This window comes from Anaerostipes hadrus ATCC 29173 = JCM 17467 (assembly GCF_030296915.1).
GTDB lineage: Bacteria > Bacillota > Clostridia > Lachnospirales > Lachnospiraceae > Anaerostipes > Anaerostipes hadrus.
Genome location: NZ_AP028031.1, coordinates 119,689 through 136,914, shown reverse-complemented (window position 1 = coordinate 136,914; position 17,226 = coordinate 119,689). Strand labels below are relative to the sequence as shown.

15 protein-coding genes and 1 riboswitch are annotated in these 17,226 nt (G+C 36.8%); of the genes, 3 read left to right on the top strand and 12 right to left on the bottom strand.

Annotated elements, in window-relative coordinates; genetic code table 11:
- Nucleotides 1-109: 109 nt before the first annotated feature.
- On the top strand, nucleotides 110-1,477 hold the full coding sequence (locus tag QUE18_RS00660) for an MATE family efflux transporter (RefSeq protein WP_009204676.1): 1,368 nt from the start codon (nucleotides 110-112) through the stop codon (nucleotides 1,475-1,477).
- Between the two features lie 10 nt (nucleotides 1,478-1,487).
- Here the strand turns inward: QUE18_RS00660 and QUE18_RS00655 are convergent, their stop codons facing one another.
- From QUE18_RS00655 to QUE18_RS00645, 3 genes are read right to left on the bottom strand one after another with little or no spacing between them, the layout of a single operon-like run.
- Nucleotides 1,488-2,975 carry an ATP-binding protein gene (locus QUE18_RS00655; protein ID WP_022091563.1) on the bottom strand — a complete coding sequence of 496 codons (1,488 nt, stop codon included), beginning with the start codon at nucleotides 2,973-2,975 and terminating at the stop codon, nucleotides 1,488-1,490.
- The gene (locus tag QUE18_RS00650) at nucleotides 2,965-4,284 is read right to left on the bottom strand and encodes a vWA domain-containing protein (RefSeq protein ID WP_009204674.1); all 1,320 of its coding nucleotides are present in this window, start codon (nucleotides 4,282-4,284) and stop codon (nucleotides 2,965-2,967) included. The genes QUE18_RS00655 and QUE18_RS00650 overlap by 11 nt, the downstream gene beginning before the upstream one ends.
- A 22-nt stretch (nucleotides 4,285-4,306) precedes the next feature.
- Nucleotides 4,307-5,266, bottom strand: coding sequence for a leucine-rich repeat protein (locus QUE18_RS00645; protein ID WP_040344645.1), 960 nt, complete (start codon nucleotides 5,264-5,266; stop codon nucleotides 4,307-4,309).
- 168 nt (nucleotides 5,267-5,434) lie between these two features.
- Here QUE18_RS00645 and QUE18_RS00640 point away from each other — a divergent pair, with 168 nt between their 5' ends.
- The gene (locus tag QUE18_RS00640; RefSeq protein ID WP_009204672.1) at nucleotides 5,435-6,238 is read left to right on the top strand and encodes an MBL fold metallo-hydrolase; all 804 of its coding nucleotides are present in this window, start codon (nucleotides 5,435-5,437) and stop codon (nucleotides 6,236-6,238) included.
- A 16-nt stretch (nucleotides 6,239-6,254) separates the two neighbouring features.
- Here QUE18_RS00640 and QUE18_RS00635 read toward each other — a convergent pair whose 3' ends face one another.
- Genes QUE18_RS00635 through QUE18_RS00625 form a run of 3 tightly spaced genes read right to left on the bottom strand, consistent with a single transcriptional unit; the run spans nucleotide 6,255 to nucleotide 10,265 of the window.
- Nucleotides 6,255-6,824: an SGNH/GDSL hydrolase family protein gene (locus tag QUE18_RS00635; RefSeq protein WP_009204671.1), complete on the bottom strand. Its 570-nt coding sequence runs from the start codon at nucleotides 6,822-6,824 to the stop codon at nucleotides 6,255-6,257.
- Between the two features lie 3 nt (nucleotides 6,825-6,827).
- On the bottom strand, nucleotides 6,828-7,598 hold the full coding sequence (locus tag QUE18_RS00630; protein WP_009204670.1) for a tyrosine-protein phosphatase: 771 nt from the start codon (nucleotides 7,596-7,598) through the stop codon (nucleotides 6,828-6,830).
- A 24-nt stretch (nucleotides 7,599-7,622) separates the two neighbouring features.
- On the bottom strand, nucleotides 7,623-10,265 hold the full coding sequence (locus tag QUE18_RS00625; RefSeq protein WP_009204669.1) for a translation factor GTPase family protein: 2,643 nt from the start codon (nucleotides 10,263-10,265) through the stop codon (nucleotides 7,623-7,625).
- A gap of 219 nt (nucleotides 10,266-10,484) precedes the next feature.
- Between QUE18_RS00625 and QUE18_RS00620 the strand changes: the two genes are divergently transcribed.
- Nucleotides 10,485-11,015: a class I SAM-dependent methyltransferase gene (locus QUE18_RS00620; RefSeq protein ID WP_226799383.1), complete on the top strand. Its 531-nt coding sequence runs from the start codon at nucleotides 10,485-10,487 to the stop codon at nucleotides 11,013-11,015.
- A 51-nt stretch (nucleotides 11,016-11,066) separates the two neighbouring features.
- Here the strand turns inward: QUE18_RS00620 and spoIIR are convergent, their stop codons facing one another.
- From spoIIR to QUE18_RS00590, 6 genes are all read right to left on the bottom strand, one after another.
- Nucleotides 11,067-11,663, bottom strand: coding sequence for a stage II sporulation protein R (gene spoIIR, locus QUE18_RS00615; protein ID WP_040344657.1), 597 nt, complete (start codon nucleotides 11,661-11,663; stop codon nucleotides 11,067-11,069).
- A gap of 134 nt (nucleotides 11,664-11,797) precedes the next feature.
- Nucleotides 11,798-11,880: riboswitch (ZMP/ZTP riboswitch) on the top strand.
- A 176-nt stretch (nucleotides 11,881-12,056) separates the two neighbouring features.
- Nucleotides 12,057-13,730 (bottom strand): glycoside hydrolase family 13 protein, encoded by a 1,674-nt coding sequence (locus tag QUE18_RS00610; RefSeq protein WP_009204665.1) that lies wholly within the window; start codon nucleotides 13,728-13,730, stop codon nucleotides 12,057-12,059.
- Nucleotides 13,727-14,707: a pyruvate kinase gene (locus QUE18_RS00605; protein ID WP_009204664.1), complete on the bottom strand. Its 981-nt coding sequence runs from the start codon at nucleotides 14,705-14,707 to the stop codon at nucleotides 13,727-13,729. Before QUE18_RS00605 ends, QUE18_RS00610 begins: the two co-directional genes overlap by 4 nt.
- 66 nt (nucleotides 14,708-14,773) lie before the next feature.
- Nucleotides 14,774-16,102: a sensor histidine kinase gene (locus QUE18_RS00600; protein ID WP_009204663.1), complete on the bottom strand. Its 1,329-nt coding sequence runs from the start codon at nucleotides 16,100-16,102 to the stop codon at nucleotides 14,774-14,776.
- The gene (locus QUE18_RS00595) at nucleotides 16,099-16,848 is read right to left on the bottom strand and encodes a LytR/AlgR family response regulator transcription factor (RefSeq protein WP_009204662.1); all 750 of its coding nucleotides are present in this window, start codon (nucleotides 16,846-16,848) and stop codon (nucleotides 16,099-16,101) included. Before QUE18_RS00595 ends, QUE18_RS00600 begins: the two co-directional genes overlap by 4 nt.
- Nucleotides 16,849-17,011: 163 nt before the next feature.
- On the bottom strand, nucleotides 17,012-17,173 hold the full coding sequence (locus QUE18_RS00590; protein ID WP_009204661.1) for a hypothetical protein: 162 nt from the start codon (nucleotides 17,171-17,173) through the stop codon (nucleotides 17,012-17,014).
- Between the last annotated feature and the right edge of the window lie 53 nt (nucleotides 17,174-17,226).

Here is a 17,226-nt window from a genome sequence, read left to right as displayed (position 1 = left end):
ACTCCTTTATCCATATAGATTTTCTTTCAATTTGTATTATAATAGAATAAATGAAACGATGCTATGATAAATAAAAATATAATGAAACTGGAAAGAGATAATCTTAAAAATGAAACGAATTGATTTTGAAAATGGGTCTGTAACCCAAAATATCTTTGCAGCAGCACTTCCTATGCTTGTTGCTCAGATCTTAAACTTATTATATAACATTGTTGACCGTATTTATATCGCACGAATCCCACATATTGGAACAGCTGCACTTGGTGCTGTTGGACTGTGCTTTCCGCTGGTTGTGATCATTACTGCATTTGCTAACTTATTTGGAAGTGGCGGAGCTCCTTTATTTTCGATCAGCCGAGGGCAAAAGAAAAATAAACAGGCTGTCCATATCATGAATACATCATTTACTATGGTTTGTTTTAGTGCTGTCGTATTGATGCTCATTGGGCTTTTATTTGCACGCCCGCTTTTGATATTATTCGGGGCTTCCAAGGATGTTCTCGTTTATGCTTTTCCATATATGATGCTCTATCTAATTGGTACACTGCCATCTATGATCGCCATTGGAATGAATCCATTTATTAATGCACAAGGATATTCAACCATCGGAATGTTTTCTGTTGCGATCGGTGCCGTTGCCAACTTACTGCTTGACCCATTCTTTATTTTTGCATTAGGGTTTGGCGTTCGGGGTGCTGCGATTGCAACTGTGATTTCACAATGTCTTTCTGCTTCTTTTGTGTTATTTTTCCTTACAAAAAAAGCAGAATTAAAGGTACGTTTTCTTCATAAAAATGAGCTGTCAGAAAGTTTAGGATATGCAAAGAATATCATCAGCCTTGGAACTGCCGGATTTATCATGCAGTTAACTAACGGTCTGGTAAGTATTGTTTGCAACAATGTACTTTCTGTGACTGGCGGAGATATTTATATCTCTGTCATGACAATCGTATCAAGTGTACGACAACTTGTGGAAACCCCGATTTATGCCATGAATGAAGGCGGTTCTCCAATCTTAAGTTATAACTATGGTGCCAGACGTCCAGCTCGTGTAAGAAAGGCTATGATCGTTATGTCTGCTATGATCCTATGCTATACAGCCGTTATGTGGAGTGTTATCATTTTTGCTCCTGGTACATTGATCCGTGTATTCAGTTCTGATCCTTCACTTGTAAAAGATTCCATTCCTGCATTGAATCAGTATTTTGCTGCTTTTATCTTTATGGATCTGCAGTATATTGGACAGACAGTATTTAAATCTCTAAACAAAAAGAAACATGCGATCTTTTTCTCATTGCTTCGTAAGGTATTTATTGTTATTCCATTAACTTATTTTATGCCTTATGTATTGCACATGGGAACTTCCGGGGTATTCCTTGCGGAACCTGTTTCTAATGTGATCGGTGGAGGCTTTTGCTTCATTACGATGCTTTGTACTGTGCTACCTGAACTTAGAAGAATGGATAACTGTGATTGATCTTTTTATGTTAAAATTTTCTCTCCAGTTCATCCATCTCTGCCATGATCTCCGCTTGCTGTTCATCAAACAAAAGTCCTTTATTATATTGATAATACTTATCACATCCATTTTCCTTGATAAACCAGACACTGTAATAATTAACATTCAGTTCTGTCACAAATACAACCATTTCCTGACTTTGTCCAAAGGCTTCTTCCATGAAGTCAAATGCATTGTCTAGTGCTTTGGTTGTATTCTCTATCTGCTGTTCTAATTTTGCTGGTTCTTTCTTGAATTCTTCTCTCACACGTTCAAATTCTGCTTCTGCTTCTAAATGTTCAGCTTTGCTGATCTGTTCGTATGACTCCAGAGTCTTGATCACATCAAGCAACATATGTTCCTGTGCTTTTCCGAGTTTCTCTGTCTTTTTCTTTTCGTCGAAGTCCTCATGGATTTCTTTGACTACCTGACTTAATGTCTTGCCTGTTTTAAGTTGTTTTAGCCAGCCAAATAATTCCGTAACATAAGCATCCTGTCGATAAGATTCAGCAAACATTTCGGATAATTTTCCATTTAACAATCCGACAACACTTAATTTCTCATCAAATGCTGCGAATTTTAATCTGCCGATCGTTTCCTGATTCCACTGTCCTTTTAAAATACGCTCGATTCCATAGTCTTCTTTGTATTTCTTATATAATTCATAATAGTTAGCAAAGTCTTTGGCGATCTTCAGGTGCTGTAAGTACTGAAATACCACTTCTCTGTCAATATCTTTTCCAAGTTCTTCGTAAACTTTTAATAACTGAGACAGATCTTCCCATCCTCTGGCTGTAACAAACGCCTTTCCATCAACTGTTGTTTCCATACGATAGAAATATTCTTTACGGATTTCAAGATATGCAAGGATTGCTGGGTGGATTCCTGCCTGATATGCGTATTCTTTCCACACTTCATAGTCTGCTTCCACATCAATTTTCTTCATACGGTCCAAGGTAACTACGTCAAAATCTCTGACAGATTTATTGTATTCTGGTGGATTTCCTGCCGCTACGATGATCCAGCCATCTGGTACTTTCTGATTTCCGAACATCTTACACTGCAAAAACTGAAGCATTGTTGGTGCCAATGTCTCAGATACACAGTTAATCTCATCGATAAATAAAATACCTTCTTTATTTCCAGTCTGTTCAATCTTTTCATAAACAGATGCAATGATCTCACTCATCGTATATTCCGTAACAGAATATGTTTGTCCACTATATTCTTTTTCTCTGATAAATGGCAAACCGATCGCACTCTGTCTTGTGTGGTGCGTGATCGTATAAGCTACCAATCCAATCTCACATTCTCTTGCGATCTGTTCCATGATCTGTGTTTTTCCAATTCCTGGAGGGCCCATCAAAAGGATCGGACGCTGTCTGATGGATGGTATTTTATATTCTCCATAATTATCCTTTGTAAGATAAGCTTCAATGGAATCTTTGATTTCCTGTTTTGCTCTTTTAATATTCATGTTCTTCTTCTCCTTCATCAAGATCTTCGGCATCGACGATCAATTTAACTGCCCATGGCGGTACATCCACATCTTCGTATTCTTCCTGCATAAAAATAAATGCTGTCTGATATGGTGGTTTCTTCTTTGGATAGGTTCCTTTTCCATCTGTGAAATAGATCAATCCCTTCAGATGATAAAATTCACCCTGTTCGATCAGATGATTCACATATTCAAATGCTGGGCGGAAATCTGTCCCACCTTCTCCGATCAGTTCCAAATGTTCCATATATTCTTTTAATTCTTTTTCGTCTGTGATCTTCTGGTCGTTTTGTACCATCTCATCACACTGAATGATATGAATATTTACCTTATGAAAAAAGCTCTCTGCTTCCGTTAACACACCATATGTTTCTTCCAGAAATTTCTTTACCAGATCACCAGAACATGACATTGATGTATCGATCACGATGGCAAAGTCTTCAACTTTCTTTACTTCCTTCCACTCCTGCGGCTCGATCAATGGCATATTTCCATACATAGAAAGCCCATAACTGTAAAATATATAGTCAAACGAATCTGGATCCACACTGACTTCTTCTCTTAAAACCGAAAATTTTCTTAAAAATTCACGATAATCATAACGGTCTCTGTTTTCTACCTGTACCTGTCCGATCAGATCCCCTGCTTGTTGTGACTCTTCACTGGAAAATGTCTCCATATCTGTTTCCGTTTTTTCACTGATATTCTTCCATTTATTTTCTACTTCCTGATGAAGATCTTGCTTGGGATCTTCGGGCCAATACTGGTGGTCATCTACCCGAAATTCCATCTGCAGTTCTTTTATTTTCTTCTCTTCTAATCCAAAAGAAACTAACTGTCGATAAATCCCCTCAGCTGTCAATACTTTGAGGTTCCTCTCAAGCTGTCCGTAAATGTCTTTGCGCAGCCTTGTTTGCACCATATGGATACATTTTAAATGCCAGTGATCAATAATTGATTCGACTGCGATATCACAAGAAATATTCCATAGAGTCTTATCTCTTCCTTTTCTTCTTGTCACATGATGTAAAATGCAGTGAAGCACCATATGAAGATATGCACGATTCATCCGGACTCTGTTTTGCCTGTACATGCCTCCTAAAGCTCCTGGATGATAAAATATACATATTCCATCCGTTCCAACACCATTTACAGAAGGATCGATCACATAAGCAAAACTGCTTAATGCCACATCTAAAAAACGCATATGGATATATAATTCATTTCTTGTCGTCGCAAGGATCTTTGTTCCAAGTTCACTGAGACGCTCATTGATATTTTCTTCCATTATTCATTTCCCTTTATCTTATCTATAATTCAAATGTTTTCTTTTTCTTTGGAAATCTCTTATGTTGTTCGTTCATCAAAATACTTAAAAGTTCTGTTTTCTGCTTTCTAGATGCCCAGTCGATCGCTGCTTCGATTCCTTCTTTACTGAAATAATTCTTCTCTGCCATCAAATTGATAAATAGCATCTGATCTTCTTCTTTTAAATAATTCATCATCTCACATTGGTTCTGCTTTACATAGCCCTCGTATTGCATCCATGCAAAATCTGATACCCCGTATGGCATTAACATACGCCCAGCTAATATCTCCCATACAATATCCAGATCTTCCTGAACTGCTGCCACTGGAAAAATATCATCATATTTACGATAGTCGATCTCTCCTCGCAAAAAACTTTGGCGATATTGATATCCTGTTCCATGAAAATGTGTCTCCACAATTCTTGCTGGTGTATTTTCCACAGCCTCTTCATAATACTCTGGATAAAATAAACGACTTTGTTTTTTTTCTTCTTTATAACGGATATTTACCTGCAATGGAAAACGAGTATCTCTTACAACGTCTCTTAAAGCACTTTTTTTATCCTCATAAACATCATAGTAGATCTTTTGCAGCTTGCATCCTGTAAAAATTCCTGCTCCTGTTCTTAAAAGAGAATCTGAAAACCCAAGTGTTGTCAGATTTACACATCCATAAAATGCATATTTCCCTATTTCCACAGTATCCGGTGGCAGATAAACTTCTTTTACTGCCTCCCCACAAAACATCGGTTCATCTTCACTGCCCAAAAAGTCTTCGCCAATCATAATCTCTTTTGCTTCATCTTCTTTTCGTTTATGCGCAGAAAATGCATAATCACCAATCTTCGTAACTCTTTTTCCTTCAATTTCCGAAGGAATCTCTACTTGATCTTCTTTGCTGAAACAACGAAGAACTTCGATTCCTCCATCTTTTGCATCTCTGTATTGTATCTTAAGCATCGTCTTTTCCTTCGCCTTTCTCCATGTATACACTATCCTTATTATAGCTGACTGACAGGAAATATCAAGAATCGTAAAAAGGAATTTCCCATCTTCATAAAAATGTAATATAATGCAGAAAGATACGATGATTTTATACACTTATGATGATATATAAAGGAGATTTTTATGGAACGACTGATCGTTTTAGGAACTGGAAATGCACAGGCAATTCATTGCTATAACACTTGTTATGCCATGCAAAAAGGTGAAGAATACTTCCTTGTCGATGCCGGCGGCGGAAATGGAATTCTATCTCAGCTTGACAAAGCTGGAATCACTCTTGAAAGCATTCATAATATTTTTGTGACACATGCTCATAATGATCATATTTTAGGAATGGTCTGGATGATCCGTATGATCGCTACTTCTATGAACAAGGGAACTTATGATGGCACTCTGACGATCTACTGTCATGAAGAACTGGTTCATACGATCAAAACACTGACAAAACTTACCGTTGGTAAGAAATTTTATAAGCATTTTGATGAACGTATTGTATTTCATGTCATTGCACATGGAGATACGATTCAGATTCTTGGAGATTCTTTTACATTCTTTGATATCGGCTCTACAAAAGAAAAACAGTTTGGTTTCACATCGGTTATGGAAAATGGATTAAGGGTATCCTTTCCTGGAGATGAACCTTATCGTGAATCTCTTTATGATTTTGTGAAAGATTCTGACTGGCTGCTTCATGAAGCATTTTGTGTGTATGGTGAGAGGGATATTTTTAAACCTTATGAAAAACACCATAGTACGGTAAAAGATGCCTGTGAATTAGCAGAACATCTAAAGATTCCAAATCTGGTTCTATGGCATACAGAAGATAAAAATATGCTGCATCGTCAAGAAAAATATATGAAGGAAGGCAAGCAGTATTATACTGGAACACTTTATATACCTGAAGATCTGGATGTATTGAAATTGTAATTTGGAAGGTTAATGATCAACCTTCCATCAAATGATAAATGATCGCAGCTACAACATCATAGGCATTTTCCTGCAAATGTATTCCGTCCACGGTATACTCTCTTGACAACTGCCCATCTTCTCCGATCAATTTATCAAATACATCAACATATTCAAAGTTATCTTCTTTACACAATCTTTGTATTTCTGTATTGATCTTTTGAATCTCTTCATTGGATTTTCCTTCTGCCCAGGACGGCATCAATCCAATCCTTTTGGTATATGCCGGATACATAGATTCAATATAAATCTTTGTATCTGGCAATTGCTGCCGAATCCTTCGTGCAAGTCTGATCAATCGTTCCGCTAAAGCTCTTGCTCCTGGATACAATGACATCAGGAAATCATTTGCACCACCTTGCATGATAATGATATCTGGTTTATATGGAAATACGTCATAAGCCAGTCTTGCACCCATCTCTGCGATCGTATCCCCTGCAACTCCGCTGTTAATGAACTGCGCATCTATACCTTTTAATTTTTCCATTGGGAAATAGTCGGTCAGGGAATCCCCAAACATAACAATTGTCCTCTTCTTCTCTTCCATTGTCTACTCCAATACTTTTTGTTTAAAATCCTCTTTTTGCTGCATGGAAATATTTAATCCCTTGATCATAAACTGATTAATAGAACCATATTCTTCTTTCATGGTTTTAAGTGCTGCATTTAAAAATTCTTCTTTTGCCACAAAATAGCCCTCTATTTTTTCGATTTTTTCGCGATGCAATCCTGCTAAATGAAGTTTCTTTTTTAATTTTTCTACTCTTGTGATCGCAGCTTTATTGGTCTTTAGATAATCTTCCATCACGTCATCTTCAGACACATCAAGCAAAAATAAAATGGTTGCTGATAACAATCCACAACGGTCTTTTCCTTCTGTACAATGCCATAAAACCGCACCATTTTTTGTATTCATAATCTCTCTGACTGCTTGTGAGATCTGCTTTCTGCAAAATTCTTCTTTGATCATCATCTTATAAATATCTGACATCTCTGGAAATTCTTCCATATGTAACATCTGTTTTCTTGTTTCCTGCTCCCGGCTGACTCCCACCATGCTTTCCATAAAAAACGGAATATTCTCATAAACAGCTCCCGCCACTTCCAGATCCGGCTCTTGTTCTACTTCCATTGGTGTTCTTAAATCCAGAATTTTCTGTAAATGATATTCTGTTTCCAGTAACATCTTATCTTTCTGCGTAATCCTTGATAAACGGTTGCTGCGGATCAGCTGTTTATCTTTGATCACTGCACCTTCTGTCGTTTTTAATCCGCCAAGGTCTCTCGTATTATCTGCACCTTCCAGATAAATCTTCCCCATGTTACCGCCTCCATTTTTGTATGATCAGTTTTCCTTCTCTGGCTGTTCTTTCTCCAAGGATATTCCATCCATCATATAAGTTTTCTCATTTTTCTGATTCTCCAGATATTCTGTTCTGATCTGTGCTTTTGCTTCTTCATAGTCTCTCTTTAATTCTCTTGCAGAAAGCAGACGGCAGCCTTGTCCGCGGATAATGATCTGTTCCAATCCATCGGATGTTGCAACTGTTACATCGTATTTTCGTCCATGGGTATGGGCAAATTTTTCAATATACTGATCTGCTGTTTCTGCTTCTTTTGTGTAGACTACATGAATATTCATGTAATCTGTGATCTCTGTTTCATGACCTTTCACACGATATGCATCAAACACAACGATCAGCTCCATGCCCTTCATTCCCTGATAATTACTCATCTCATCAAGTAATTTTCCTCTGGCTGCATCTACATTCGTATCTAATAATTCCTTCAGATCATCCCATGCGTAAATGATATTATATCCATCAACCAGCAGGTATTTCTTGGACATATCTCTTTTTACCGATGATTTTTCTGCAGATGTATGATAATCCTGTACAAGCCTTGCTGTTTTCTTCTTCTTCCATTTACTTTTATTATGCTGGTTTGCATAAAATGTTTGTTCAAGAATCCGATCGATTTCCTCTGTATCAATTGATTCTTCTTCAATATAAGCCCTTCGCTGTGTCAGTTCATCAAATTCCTCTTCCTCGATTTCTTTCGCAAGAACGCTCTCTAAATGCATATGTTCTGGTACCTCATTCCATGCGACATTATACCCGGCTCCACGGGAACAGAAAACAGATCCACATGGATTTTCAAAATCTCTATCTGGATCATATCCACTGGCTTCTATGATTTCTTCTTCATTATGGCAGATATCATATCCATTTAAGGTTGTAAATAATCTTCCCATACCTTTGGAATATGCTAATACTTCTTTTTGGTATCCTTGCATCGTAGAAACTGGTGCTATTCCTTGAAGCACTGACATCTCTCCTGCAGTATCTGGTGTATCAAACGTACCTTGCATCTTTTCAATATCTGTCATAGCTCTTCCGATCATCTGCTGTGGAACTTCCAGCCGGAACTTATAATATGGCTCTAATAAAACACTCTGTGCCATACGAAGCCCCTGTCTTACTGCACGGTATGTCGCCTGACGGAAGTCTCCACCTTCTGTATGCTTCTGATGTGCCCGTCCTGCTGCCAGCGTGATCTTGATATCTGTGATCGGTGCTCCTGTTAAAACCCCTCTATGATCTCTTTCTAATAAATGTGTTATGATCAGTCTCTGCCAATTCTTATCCAATACATCTTCGCTGCACTGTGTGTCGATAACAACTCCACTTCCCCTCTCCAGCGGTTCCATCAACAAATGTACTTCTGCATAATGTCTTAACGGTTCAAAATGCCCAACACCTTCTACAACATCTGCTATCGTCTCTTTGTATACAATATTGCCCTGTCCAAATTCCACATCTACATCAAAGCGTTCTTTGATCAGACTCTTTAGGATCTCCAATTGAACCTCTCCCATGATCTGCACCTGAATCTCTTGTAATTCTTCATTCCAGATGATGTGAAGTTCTGGTTCTTCTTCTTCCAGCTGACGAAGTTTTGGAAGTATCACGCTTGCACTTGTCTCTTCTGGCAATATCATCTGGTAAGTAAGTACTGGCTCCAACACAGGTTCATATCCGCCCTGCTCTGCTCCAAGACACTGCCCAGGGATCGTATCTGAAAGTCCTGTAACCGCACAGATTCTTCCTGCCTGCAGTTCATTTACTGTCTCATACTTTTCTCCCGAATAGATACGGATCTGATTAATCTTTTCATCACTTTCTGTAATAACTGTTTTTACCTTTAAATTTCCACCTGTTACTTTCAAATGTGTCAGACGATTTCCATTTTCATCTCTTGTGATCTTAAATATACGTGCACCAAATTCCTCTGGATATTCTCTTTCTTCTGTATAAAATGCAAAATCACCCAGAAATTCATTGACTCCTTGAAGTTTTAACGCTGATCCAAAAAAGCATGGGAAAATCTTACGTTCTGCGATCATTTCCCGGATCTTGGATTCCGTGATCTCACCTGATTCCAGATAATGATCCAGTAACGCCTCATCTTCCATAGCGATCATCTCATAAAACTCATCACTACCCTTTTCTCCAAAATCAATACATCCGCTGCTTAAACGTTCCTGTAATTCTTTCAATAATTGATCTTTTTGTGTTCCGTCCTGATCCATCTTGTTAATAAATAAAAATGTTGGGATCTTATATCTCTCAAGCAGACTCCATAATGTCAAAGTATGGCCCTGCACACCATCTGCTCCGCTGATCACAAGAACCGCATAATCAAGCACTTGCAGGGTTCTTTCCATCTCCGCAGAAAAATCCACATGTCCTGGTGTGTCAAGCAAAGTAAGATCCATCTCATTCATTGAAACCTCTGCCTGCTTGGAAAAAATGGTAATTCCTCTGGACCGTTCTAGTTCATAAGTATCTAAAAATGCATCTCCATTATCCACACGTCCGATTTTTCTCAAATTCCCTGCAGTATATAAAATTGCCTCTGATAGTGTTGTCTTCCCGGCATCTACATGAGCCAGAATACCAGTTACTATGTGCTTTTTATTCTTCATAAATTTCTTTTTCCTTTTTTCGTATTCACTGTAAATAAGTATAACACATATCCTGTTTTCATGTTAACCGAATACATCCATAAGATTATTTGACAAATTTTTCTTCTATGTTATAATCAAAAATTAGTGCTCTTCTTTCCATGTATACCAGAATCTGGTATAATGAAAGTTAATAAAGAGACGGCATACAAACCACAAGGCATACGAAAGGAGTTTCTTATGAGAGATGCTTTACGGGATGAAATGATCAAGAAAATATGCGTCAGAGATACAGATAATATATTAGATGTCGGTTGCGGTGATGGTACTTTTTTACATGAACTGACACGCTGGAAGGATGTTGAAGGATATGGTATCGATGAATCTGAGGATAAGATTCTTATCGCAAAGCAAACTTGGCCAGAACTTCATTTTGAGACAGGTTACAGTGATTTTCTTTCTTTTGATGATAACAGCTTTCGTGTGATCACTGTATGTGACGATTTCCACACCTTTAAAGATCCACAGAAGTTTGTTAATGAAGCATTTCGTGTCTTAGTTCCTGGCGGAAGACTTTATATTGGAGAATCTGCACTTCCTGAGGCATTGCGAATTGTTTCTAATATTCCTTCCTATCTGACTTCTGGTGATGATCGCAGACATTCTACTTATGAGACTTTAGAATATTTTAAAAATGCAGGGCTTACCAAATTCCGTGTATATAAAAAGAAACGTTTACTTCTTATCTCTGCAAAGAAACCATTAGAATAAATTCCAGAACTTAAAATGGAGCTGATACGATCTGTATCAGCTCCGTTTTTCTTATACTTTAAACAACCATCCAAGATATTTATCTTTTGTTATTTTTCTGATCGTTTTTTTCCCTAAAAGTTTCTCCATCTTTTTTCTTGCTGTATTGTTGATCCTTACCTTGTCATCTTTTGTTACGCATAGATCTGGGAACATGACACACCACCAGTTGTGCCCTTTTGCTGCCCCCAGATCGATTCTTACTGCATCGTAAATACCTTCTGGAAATGTATATTGGCCATAGTTTTTCTCTGGAAATTTTTCTTGTACAAAATGTACGTTTACCTTTTGTTTCACTCCCTCTTTCTTTAATATTTCCTGTGCTGTATTTTTTATTCTGTTTTTTTGCATTTTTAAGATTTTAAATGCTTCTTCCTTCGTTTTTGCTTCACTCAATTCTGGACTGATCTGATCAATCACGGCATCTCTTACTTTCAATTTATATGTCTGATCCATCCTGCTGTTACTATTAGCTCTCACATGAAATCGAATCAGATTGCTTTTCAGATTTTGCTGTATTATGTTATTGGATTTTCTTTGTCCTGCCACACAAATCATACATGCTATGGCCAGAAACAGAATCCCTTTGATCATGTTTTTTCTACTCATATTCAGAGGATGTCCTGTTTTTTTCTTTTTATACACAACCTCTTTTGAATTGTCTGAAAATTTATACAATAGCAATAACATTTTCTTAAAATTCAGGGTTGACGAATCTGACCAGTTATAGTAACCTAATATCCATGAGGTCATATGACTGACGGAGCACGTGGAATCAACCACATGGGAGTATGATCATTAATCGCCGGCCGTCTGGGCAATCTTGTCTGGACGTGCGGCGTTTTTTAGTTTGTTACTACATTTTTGACAGAAAAAATATCTGTCAGCCCTAAAAAATCACTCAATTTTTCTCTTTTTAAATTTTTCACTTGGCACGCTCCACTGTCCAGATTTTTACTAAAGATAAAAAAGAATCCTGATCGTTCAGGATTCTTTTTTGATCTACATCTCATAAATAACACATTCATACGGTTTCATTTTTAACGTATTTCCAATGACAGTTGTCTGTTCATAATTCACAAATACAACATTTTCATAGTCTTCTGATAATTCAATATCTTTTTCCTTAGAACTGAAGTTACAGATCAATACCAGTTTCCGACATCTATAAGACCTGCTGTATGCAAAAATATGATCTTCTTTTTCATACATTGGTCTGAAATCACCATATGTTAGTATCTCATTATATTCTTCTGATTTATAAAATGCGATCAATCGCTTGTAAAAATTCAGGATCGATCCATATTCTTTTTCTTCTTCTGCGACATTCACCACTTTATAGTTCTCATTAACTGGCATCCACGGTTTTCCTTTTGAAAATCCTGCATTTTCTTCCGAACTCCATTGCATTGGTGTTCTCGCATTGTCTCTGCTGTGATGTCTTGCAATCTCCAATGCCTGTTCTTTGGACATTCCTGCCTTCAATGCGATCTGATACTGATTGATTGTTTCCAGATCATTAAATTCATCATATTTCCATTGACGATTGCTCATCCCGATCTCTTGCCCCTGATATAGGAAAGGCAGACCTCTCTCACAGAAAATGATCGTTGCAAGTGCTGATAAGCTGTAAAATCCATAATCTTCTTCTGGGATAAACAGACTTGCCCCTCTTGGCTGATCATGGTTCTCAATGATATTCGCTTCAAACCCTGCCTTGGCAACAATCTCTTGATTATGAAAAGTTTCCTCTCTCCATTCATCAAATGGCTGTGGCCAGTCATAGTTCATATAATTTTTGCCTTTCCGATAGGCATGACATGGTTCAAATGCAAAAATCGTAGAAAAATATCCATCTTCACCGATAAATCGTGGAAGAATATCTTCTTTTACAAACATAGCCTCCCCAACGGTCAGTGCATCATATGGTTCAAAGCAACGATGCTTCATCTCCATCAAGAAATCTCCGATTCCTTCGACTTTTCCTGTGATCTTATATACATCTGCGAGTCCATCTGGACCGTCTGGTTTCAGATCACTCCATGTCAGATCTTTCTTTATATTCATGATCGCATCAATCCGAAAGCCTGAAAGTCCTTGGTCCATCCACCAACAGATCATCTCATAAATCTTCTCACGAACAGTCGCATTCTCCCAGTTCAGATCTGGTTGTTCTTTTGCAAAAGAATGCAAATAAAACTTATTGTCATACCCTGGGATCTTCTCCCAGACACTGCCTCCAAAATAAGATCTCCAGTTGGTCGGTGGCTGCCCATCTTTCCCGTCTTTGATATAAAAATATGATCCATATTCCCCTTCTGGATCTGCCATTGCCTTCTGGAACCATTCATGTTCACTGGAACAATGATTCACAACGAGATCCAGCAGAATATACATATTTCTTTTCTTTGCTTCCTTGATCAATTGTTTCATCTCATCCATTGATCCAAACATCGGATCGATCGCATAATAATCGGAAATATCATAACCGTTATCCACCATCGGAGACTGATACATCGGAGATATCCACAAAATATCAACCCCTAGGTCTTTTAAATAATCTAACTTGCTGATAATTCCAGGAATGTCACCGATTCCATCACCATTTGTATCCTTAAAACTCTTTGGGTAAATTTGATATGCAACTTTGTTATGCCACCATTTTTTATTCATCATAATTCTTCTAAACTCCCATTTGCGGTTTCTACTAACATCTTCATGGCTTCTACCGGATATCTGCCGTGAGCGGTTTCCCCCGTCAGCATCAATGCATTCGCTCCTTGATGAACTGCATGATAAATATCATTTACTTCAGCTCTTGTTGGATAAGGGTTTCGGATCATAGAGTCTAGCATTTGTGTAACTACCATGAAATTTTTATTATGTTCTTTGCATACCTTTGCAATATATGCCTGCACTTTGGGGAGTTTGGATAATGGCATGACATTTCCTAAATCTCCTCTTGCTATAACAATATAATCACAGTATGGAAGTAATTCTTCCAAATGCTCTACTCCTGTCATATTTTCTATTTTGGCAAAGATTCGAATATCTTCACAGTTGTTTTGTTTTAGTGCTTCTCTTAGTATGATCAGATCTTCTTTATTCCGTACAAATGGCAGCATAACATCAGTTACTTGATATTGTTTTACCAAAGATAGATTCTTCAGATCAGCCTCAGTTAACGTCGGATTGTTGATATTACATCCTGGCAAAGCTATGCTTTTACGTGCCGTCAATACTCCTCCACAGACAATGCGGCATCTCCAGGATCGTGGTGATATTTTCCGTTCTGCGATCAGTTTTATTTTCCCGTCATCTAATAAAATTTCCTGATCTCTTCTGATATGCGGCATGATTTCTTCTGGTACTAAAATTCCACCATGTCCTATAACCACATGTGCTCCTGTTGAAAGGCCCATATCTCCTTCCAGATATCCAATTCGAAGTTCTGGTCCGATCAAGTCGATCATTAACTTCTTCTCGCCATTTGTCTGCTTCGCTGCCTCAAAATAATGGTAAATCCATGCATGGCTTCCTTCTAATGAACTATGTGATAAATTCAACCGGATCCCTGTCATTCCGGCATCAAACATCTTCTTTAAAATCGTTGGTTCGCAACAGGTTGGTCCCAAGGTTCCGTAATATTCCATTGTGCATCACTTCCTTTGTGGTTATTTTAACATTTTGAGTAGTGGTTTCCAATGGATTTGATGGAATTATTTATCTGGAATTTGAATTAATATCTCAATTTCTCCATTTTCTATTTCTATATCTGTTATTCCCTCATAATTTTCTATGATTTCTTTTATGATCTTCATTCCAACTCCATGAGATTTCGGATCTTTTTTTGTCTTAAATGTTGAAGAATCGATGACTTCTTTCTCTGTTGTATTTTTTACTTCTAAAAATAAATTATTGCGGATTCTCCAGCCATGTATGTAAATTTTCTTATCTAATTTATCCTGAATTCTTTCGCATTCTTCAATCGCATTATCTAAAAGATTTGACAATAATGCCACCAGATCAATTTCTTTCATCTTCTTTGTCTCAAAACCCATCATATCAATGGTAAATTTAATATGCTTTTCTTCACATTGATGCGCTTTATTAACCAATACCGCATTCACAATTGGATTGGAACAATAAATAACTGGTTTCATCTCTTGATATACTTCTTCTAATTGCTCAGAATATAATTTAACCTCTGGGTTTTCCATTTTGCCTAGCATCTCATTCAATACATCCATATGCTTATTGATATCATGATGAAATTTCCTTACAACCTCTACTTGATTTTCCAATGTATCATAGTATTCTTTCATAACGGAATTTTCATATCTTAGATTCTTATTTTCCTGTTCTGTTTTCTGATTCTTTCGCCATCTCCAAAACCATAAAGTTTCATATAAAAACAGAGCTGAAATCACAGAGACCACTATAATATAACGACTTACCTCAAACGAATGATCTTTTGTCCAGACACTTCCATATGTAATCAAGACCATAACAATGATAAATCCCCAATACATCCCCTTTTGTTTTAACTCCCATTTTGCATAATTACCGAATATAATCTCTACAAAATATTTATAAATATAGATTGCAACCAATGTAAGCGCCGATCCAATGACTACATACCATCCAAGTGGTGCATACATATCATTTAATCCATGCCATTCTCCCGTATAAATACGATAGACACATAAATATAAAAATAATGGTGGAAAACTAAGTAATTCTTGTATCACGGAACCTAAAAATACTTTTAACCAGTCAAAGCCTGAAAATATTTTGATTACGATCAAAAAAGAAATCAAAATTGGAAGATTTAAAACCACCTGAATTCTTCCATCTGGCACAATTTTCTGTGTCAATAACGCCATATCCACAACATTCCATAAACTACATTTACATAAAGATAAGACGAGAAAAACTTTCTTTCCTCGTCTTGTAAATTGAAACAAAATGCTTCCTACCATGTATATATTAATTGCCATCAATGTTTCCAATATCAAGTTATGTAACACATTATTATCAACCGTCATTCCTTATATTTCCTTCTGCTGCCCTCCTCCAAAAATTTCTTAGACCAATGAATAAAATGCCTTCTGACATATGGCTGATATTTGCGGCTAATGGAAATATTCTCGCCGTCATCCATTGTTGCACATTCTCTTTTATAATTATCCAGATGTTTCATTGAAATAATAAAACTATTATGGCATCTTACAAAATAGCTGCCAAGAAGTGTTTCCAGCTCATCTAATCGGAGGGATGTTTCTACAATATCATCATCTACTACATGGATATATGTTTTCCGTCCTTTTCTCTCCATATAACGAATACTTTCTTTGTGAAGCATCTTCTGCTGCTTGTTCTTTATTGGAATTATAATTGTGTCATTATGTTCCTGCTCCATCCTCCAGATCTTCTCTTTGATCTGTGGAAAATGCTCTTTTAATTCTTTCTTCAACACATAATACTGATGCTCTGTACTATATACATCCGTAAAATAATCCACATGATTCGTCACATATACAATATAACAATACGGCACTAAATAATTGATCTCTTTCGCCACTTCAATACCTGTCATATCAGGAAGTTCAATATCCATAAAAACAAGATCTGGGGTTAGTTTGCCAGATTTACAATCATCAATTAACTTCTTTCCTGTTGTATATAGAAATATCTCTACTTCTTCCTCAAAAATCCCCTGATCATCTTGCAGCATTTTTTGTATTTTCTTTGCTTCTCTTTCTCCATCCTCACATACTACAATCTTTCTCATTACTATTTTTCAATCCTCTTTGTCTTTATTTTAGCACATTATTAATAATTTTGTACATAAACTATATTTATTTTATCATTTTTAGATGGAAGGATTTTGTCTATTTATTACATGTTTTTGTCTAATTGTGTAGAGGTTTTGGGGCGTTGAGAATGTTTATCGGTTATTTGTGTTTTAATTGCTGATATTTATCTTTTAACTGACTTAGATATTTTTCCAGCTCCTCATTTCCTTGATTTTCTTGAATTAGATGCTCAATTTCTTTCATCTGTTTTGATACATCTTCCTGTTTATTTTTGTCAACTTCTATTTTACTCTGCCACATACCAAAAAGACCAACTGCAAAATTATCACAGTTGATCTTTTTACTATTAATTC

Coding starts and splice junctions, on each gene's coding strand:
- QUE18_RS00660 (WP_009204676.1), top strand. CDS start 110: ATGAAACGAATTGATTTTGAAAATGGGTCTGTAACCCAAAATATCTTT.
- QUE18_RS00655 (WP_022091563.1), bottom strand. CDS start 2,975: ATGAATATTAAAAGAGCAAAACAGGAAATCAAAGATTCCATTGAAGCT.
- QUE18_RS00650 (WP_009204674.1), bottom strand. CDS start 4,284: ATGGAAGAAAATATCAATGAGCGTCTCAGTGAACTTGGAACAAAGATC.
- QUE18_RS00645 (WP_040344645.1), bottom strand. CDS start 5,266: ATGCTTAAGATACAATACAGAGATGCAAAAGATGGAGGAATCGAAGTT.
- QUE18_RS00640 (WP_009204672.1), top strand. CDS start 5,435: ATGGAACGACTGATCGTTTTAGGAACTGGAAATGCACAGGCAATTCAT.
- QUE18_RS00635 (WP_009204671.1), bottom strand. CDS start 6,824: ATGGAAGAGAAGAAGAGGACAATTGTTATGTTTGGGGATTCCCTGACC.
- QUE18_RS00630 (WP_009204670.1), bottom strand. CDS start 7,598: ATGGGGAAGATTTATCTGGAAGGTGCAGATAATACGAGAGACCTTGGC.
- QUE18_RS00625 (WP_009204669.1), bottom strand. CDS start 10,265: ATGAAGAATAAAAAGCACATAGTAACTGGTATTCTGGCTCATGTAGAT.
- QUE18_RS00620 (WP_226799383.1), top strand. CDS start 10,485: ATGAGAGATGCTTTACGGGATGAAATGATCAAGAAAATATGCGTCAGA.
- spoIIR (WP_040344657.1), bottom strand. CDS start 11,663: ATGAGTAGAAAAAACATGATCAAAGGGATTCTGTTTCTGGCCATAGCA.
- QUE18_RS00610 (WP_009204665.1), bottom strand. CDS start 13,730: ATGATGAATAAAAAATGGTGGCATAACAAAGTTGCATATCAAATTTAC.
- QUE18_RS00605 (WP_009204664.1), bottom strand. CDS start 14,707: ATGGAATATTACGGAACCTTGGGACCAACCTGTTGCGAACCAACGATT.
- QUE18_RS00600 (WP_009204663.1), bottom strand. CDS start 16,102: ATGACGGTTGATAATAATGTGTTACATAACTTGATATTGGAAACATTG.
- QUE18_RS00595 (WP_009204662.1), bottom strand. CDS start 16,848: ATGAGAAAGATTGTAGTATGTGAGGATGGAGAAAGAGAAGCAAAGAAA.
- QUE18_RS00590 (WP_009204661.1), bottom strand. CDS start 17,173: ATGTGGCAGAGTAAAATAGAAGTTGACAAAAATAAACAGGAAGATGTA.